Consider the following 5,338-nt stretch of genomic DNA (forward strand, 5'->3'; position numbering starts at 1 on the left):
ATGCCGAAAGCGGAACCTTGCGCCGTTCCGGGCTGGCTCGATCGAGCCAGCCCGGAACGTCGTAGCAACACTGTTACCTAGGCTGCCGGTCTAAACTGTTACCAAGGTTCACGGTTGTAGAGGGCGGCGCCCCCGCCTATGCCCGGTCGTATTTCGCGCAGAACGCTTCGGCGCCCAATGTGCGGAAGTCTTCCATGCCTTCGGCCAGTTTCGCGTGCGGCCAGTTCCACCAGGCGATGCGGTGCAGTGCCAGTTGGATCGCTTCCGGGAAGCGGTAGCGCAGCACGCGGCCGGGGTTGCCCACCACGATGGCGAAGTCGGGCACATCCTTCGTCACCACAGCGCCCGCGCCGATCGCGGCCCCGGTGCCGATGCGCTTGCCCGGCAGGATGATGGCGCCATGGCCCACCCACACGTCATGGCCCAGCGTGACATGGGCGTCGCGGCGCCAGGCGAACACCGCGTCGTCGTCGGTGCCCAGCCCATAGGCGGAGGCGCGGTAGGTGAAGTGGCTCAGCGCCACGCGGTCCAGCGGGTGGTTGCCGGGGTTGATCCGGACGTGAGAGGCGATGGAGCAGAACTTGCCGATGGTGGCGCCCATGATGTCGCTGTCGTTCACGACATAGGAGTAGTCGTCCATCGTGGTCTCAGCGACCTTGGTGCGCTCGCCGACCTCGGTGTAGGCGCCGAGCTGGCTGTCGCGCACGCGGGCGGTGGGGTGGATGAAGGGCGTGAGGCCCAGGGCCTTTCCGGCCGTGTCAGGATGCTGCATGGGGGCAGTATGCCATGCGCCGGCGGGGCTGGGCATGACATCCGGATGAATGGATCATCCCTGCCGGCGCGCCTCCCCCCAGGCGAACACCAGCGTGCCCAGCGCCAGCATTCCCGCGATGCACCACAGCGCGCCCGCGATGCCGCCCCAGCCCGCCGCCAGTCCGGACAGCGCCTGCATCACCGCCGCGCCGCCGAAGAAATACAGGTTCATGGCCGACATCGCCCGGCCCGCCACATCCTGCGTCACCCGCGCCCTGACCAGGGAGAACAGCAGGACGTGGGAGGTGACCGACAGCCCGAACCCCACCAGCAGCAGGCCGTCCAGCAGCGGGGCATCCACCCCGGCCATGCCCAGCAGCGCCAGCAGGAAGCCGATGGCCAGGATGTGCGCCAGTACCATCAGTAGGCGCGGCCGGCCCAGCCCCCGGTCCACCAGCCCCGCGATGAAGGGCCCGATCACCAGGGAGACCGCGGCGGCCAGCAGCAGGTTGCCGGCCTCGATGCGCGACAGGCCCTTCACCTCCATCAGCCAGGGCCCGCCCCACAGGCCGCGCACGCCCAGCAGCGCGCCGAAACTGACAAAGGCCAGCGCCATCAGCGGCAGCAGCCGGGGCGCGATGGCGAAGTCCAGCACGGCGCGCGCATCCTGCATCACCGGGCGCGGCGCGCCGCCGGGCCGGGCCTCGCGCACCAGCAGCGCCACGGCCAGGATGGCCAGCAGCAGGATGGCGCCGGTGGCCGTATAGCCCGCGCGCCAGCCCGCCTGGTCCACCAGCCAGGCGATGGGGCTGGCCGAGATCAGCATGCCCGAATTGCCGGTGGCCTGGACCACGCCCGTCCACATCCCGAAACTGACAGGCGGGATGGTGCGCGCGGCGAAGGTGATGGGCGCCATCATCATGCCCGAGCACCCCACCCCCAGCACGCATTGCGCCAGCAGCATCATGGCCGCGCCCTGGGCCGTGATGGCCAGCACCAGCCCGGCGCCGCAAATCCCCAGCAGCCACAGCATCACGAGGCGCGAGCCGAACCGGTCCAGCGCCACGCCGACCGGCACCATGGCCAGGGCGAAGGCGGCGGGATAGGCGCCGGTGATCGCCGCCAGCCCCTCCGTGCCCGTGCCGAGATCGGCAGACATCACATCGGCCGCGATGGCCGGGATGGTCCGCACCGCGTTGCTGAAGACATGCCCCAGCGTCAGCGCGAGCAGCTGAGCCCAGATGGGCAGCATCAGTTCCGGAAGATCTTGCCCGGGTTCAGAATCCCCTTGGGGTCCAGCGCCGCCTTGATGGAGCGCATCACCGCCAGCGCTTCCGGCCCGTGCTCCTTTTCCAGGAACTCGCGCTTGCCCAGGCCCACCCCGTGCTCGCCCGAGCAGGTGCCGCCCAGTTCCAGCGCGCGGTGCACGATCTTGCGGTCCAGCTCCCACGCGGCTTCCAGCGTGGCCCGGCTGTCGTCCTCCAGCAGGATCACGGTGTGGAAATTGCCGTCGCCCACATGGCCCACGATGGGGGCGGAGAAGCCGGAGGCGACGATGTCCTCCTTCGCACCCAACAGGGCCTCCGCGAGGCGGGAGATCGGCACGCATACGTCGGTCGCGATGCCGCGGCTGCCGGGCTTGCTGGCGATGGCGGCCCAATAGCCGTCATGGCGGGCCTTCCACAGCTTGCTGCGCGCCTCGGCATCCGTGGCCCAGGCGAAGCCCGCGGCGCCATGGCCGGCGGTGATGCCCTCGACCAACTCGGCCTGTTCCTGCACGCCGGCCTCGCTGCCGTGGAATTCCAGGAACAGGGTGGGGACGGGCTTGTAGCCCTCCAGCTTCGAGAAGGCGATGCAGGCGGCCATCTGCACCTCGTCCAGCAGCTCGATGCGGGCGACGGGGATGCCCATCTGCAGCACTTCGATCACGCTGTTCACGGCGCTCGCCAGGTCGGGGAACTGGCAGACGGCGGCGGAGGTGGCCTCGGGGATGCCATGCAGGCGCAGGCGGATTTTCGTGATGACACCCAGCGTGCCCTCGCTGCCGATCATCAGCCGCGTCAGGTCATAGCCGTTGGACGCCTTGCGGGCGCGGCTGCCGGTGTTGATGATGGTGCCGTCGGCCAGCACCACCTCCAGCGCCAGCACGTTTTCCTTGATGGTGCCGTAGCGCACGGCATTGGTGCCGCTGGCGCGCGTGGCGCACATGCCGCCGATGGTGCAGTGGCTGCCAGGGTCGACGGGGAAGAACAGCCCGTCCGCGCGCAGATGGTCGTTCAGCTGGTGGCGGGTCACGCCCGGCTCGATCAGGCAATCCATGTCCGGCCCGGACACGTCCAGGATGGCGGTCATGCGGCTGAGGTCGAGCGAGATGCCGCCGCGCACCGGGTTCACATGCCCCTCCAGGCTGGTGCCGGCGCCGAAGGGCGTCACCGCCACGCCGTGCTCGTGGCACAGCTTCAGCACGCGGCTCACTTCCTCGGTGGTTTCCACGAACACCACCGCGTCCGGCATGGTGGGGGTGGAGGTGTCCTCCCCGCGCGCATGCTGCTGGCGCAGCGCGTCGTTGCGGGTGACGCGATCGCCCAGGAATTCGGCGGCGGCGGCGATCACGGCATCCACGGGGCGGGGGGCGATGGTGTTCATGGCGGGCTCCTTGCCCGCAGCGATACACCCTTATGCCGGGGGCAGGAAGTTCAGCCCTCCCGGATCAGCGGGCAGGTCAGGCAATGCGGCCCGCCGCCGCCCATGGTGAAGAAGGACAGCGCCGGGTCCAGCACCTTCAGCCCCTCGGCCCTGAGCGCCTGGTTGATCCGCACGGATTCCAGCGCCGAGATCACGCGCCCCCCGCCCAGCGCCACGATATTGGCGCCCAGATGCATCACCTCGTCATAGGTCACGTCGATGGTGCGGATGCCGTGCCTGGTCAGCCAGGCCAGGAAATCCGGGCCCAGGATCTCCCGCGCCGCGAGGGCCAGGCCGGGGGCCGCCATGCAGAACAGCACGTCCAGATGCAGGAAATGCTCGTCGAAATGCTCGACGCGCACCTCCCACCCCTCATCGCGCAGCCAGCCGGCGAGCTGTTCCGCCCCCGCCTCATCCGTGCGCCCGCCGGAGCAGCCGATCAGCGCCAGCCCCTCGCGGATGATGTGGACATCGCCCCCCTCCAGCGTGCCGGCGGAGGACATGCGCCAGGCGTGCCCCTCGAAGAAGCGGATATAGGAGGCGTATTCGCCGCGCCGCTGCGGGCGTTCCAGCTGGCCCAGCACGGGGCCCCAGGGCGTGATGATGGCCGGGTCGCGCGTATAGGCCATGTAGGGCAGGTGGGGTTCGGGCGGCAGCAGGTGCACGCGCACGCCGGCCTCACGCAGCGCGTCGCGCAATTCGCCGTGCTGCAGGGCCAGTTCCGCCTGGTTGGGCGTGGTGCCGCCCGCGGCCAGCGTGCGCCGGACGATGCTGTTCGTCGGCACCCAGCGGTAATGGGAGGGCGGGCACAGCAGCACATCCGTGAGCCGCCCGGTTTCTGAGGAGACTTGCCACATGCGCCGAGCCTAGACCGGGGAATGCCCCCACGGCGAGGCCCAACACATGCATGCAAGTGCGGTGCAGCATGCATGGATGCACCGGACCGGCTTGATCGCGCCCGCGCCCCCGCCTAGCGTCGGCATCCAGGCACGAGAGCAGGAGGAAACGCATGGCCAACAAAGTGAAGGACGCGTGGAAGCAGGGGAAGGCCGTGGTGAACGGGTGGCTCGCCATCCCCAACGCCTTCTCCGCCGAGATGTACAGCCAGTGCGGCTGGGACAGCGTGACGGTGGACATGCAGCACGGCGTGCAGGACTACCTCTCCTGCGTCGCGTGTTTCCAGGGCATGCAGCCGCATGGCGTCACCCCCATGGTGCGCGTGCCGTGGCTGGAGCCGGGGATCATCGGCAAGGTGCTGGATGCCGGCGCCTACGGCATCATCTGCCCCATGATCAACACCGCCGAGCAGGCGGCGGCCCTGGTGCAGTACGCGAAGTACCCGCCGGTCGGCACGCGCTCCAACGGCCCGATCCGCGCCGGCGTGTATGGCGGCAGCGGCAGCTACCAGAAGACCGCCAATGACGAGATCCTGATCATCCCGATGATCGAGACCAAGCAGGCGGTCGAGAACCTGGAATCCATCCTGGACGTGCCGGGCATCGACGGCATCTATGTCGGCCCGTCCGACCTTTCCTTCTCCTATGGGCTGGAGCCGAAGCTGGATGTGGAGGACCCGTTCATCCTGGGCATCTACGAGAAGCTGCTGACCGAGACGGGCAAGCGCGGCATCTCCTGCGGGATCCACAACGGCTCGCCGGAGTACGCGAACCGGATGATCAAGATGGGGTTCAAGCTGGCGACGGTGCTGAACGATGTCGGGCTGATGATGAACGCGGCCAAGGCGGCGGTGAAGATCGCCAAGGGGTGAGGCCGGGGGCTTTGCCCTCTACAACCGTGAACCTTGGTAACAGTTTAGACCGGCAGCCTAGGTAACAGTGTTGCTACGACGTTCCGGGCTGGCTCGATCGAGCCAGCCCGGAACGGCGCAAGGTTCCGCTTT

General features: G+C 68.9%; 5 protein-coding genes. 1 reads left to right on the forward strand and 4 read right to left on the reverse strand.

Annotated features, from left to right (window positions below):
- Positions 1–136 precede the first annotated feature (136 nt).
- From GT007_RS21945 to GT007_RS21960, 4 genes are read right to left on the reverse strand one after another with little or no spacing between them, the layout of a single operon-like run.
- Positions 137–772: an LbetaH domain-containing protein gene (locus tag GT007_RS21945; protein WP_201452016.1), complete on the reverse strand. Its 636-nt coding sequence runs from the start codon at positions 770–772 to the stop codon at positions 137–139.
- A gap of 54 nt (positions 773–826) precedes the next feature.
- Entirely contained in the window at positions 827–2,005 is a 1,179-nt protein-coding gene (locus GT007_RS21950) for an MFS transporter (RefSeq protein ID WP_160123802.1), read from the reverse strand.
- Positions 2,005–3,399, reverse strand: a complete 1,395-nt coding sequence (locus tag GT007_RS21955; RefSeq protein ID WP_160123803.1) for an FAD-binding oxidoreductase — start codon at positions 3,397–3,399, stop codon at positions 2,005–2,007. The genes GT007_RS21950 and GT007_RS21955 overlap by 1 nt, the downstream gene beginning before the upstream one ends.
- A gap of 50 nt (positions 3,400–3,449) precedes the next feature.
- Entirely contained in the window at positions 3,450–4,295 is an 846-nt protein-coding gene (locus GT007_RS21960) for a dimethylarginine dimethylaminohydrolase family protein (RefSeq protein WP_160123804.1), read from the reverse strand.
- 152 nt (positions 4,296–4,447) lie between these two features.
- On the opposite strand from GT007_RS21960, the gene GT007_RS21965 reads away from it, so the two are divergent.
- Complete coding sequence (locus tag GT007_RS21965; protein WP_160123805.1) at positions 4,448–5,206, forward strand: HpcH/HpaI aldolase family protein; 759 nt, start codon at positions 4,448–4,450, stop codon at positions 5,204–5,206.
- The last annotated feature ends 132 nt before the right edge of the window (positions 5,207–5,338 follow it).

The sequence above is a fragment of the Rhodovarius lipocyclicus genome (assembly GCF_009900765.1).
GTDB lineage: Bacteria > Pseudomonadota > Alphaproteobacteria > Acetobacterales > Acetobacteraceae > Rhodovarius > Rhodovarius lipocyclicus.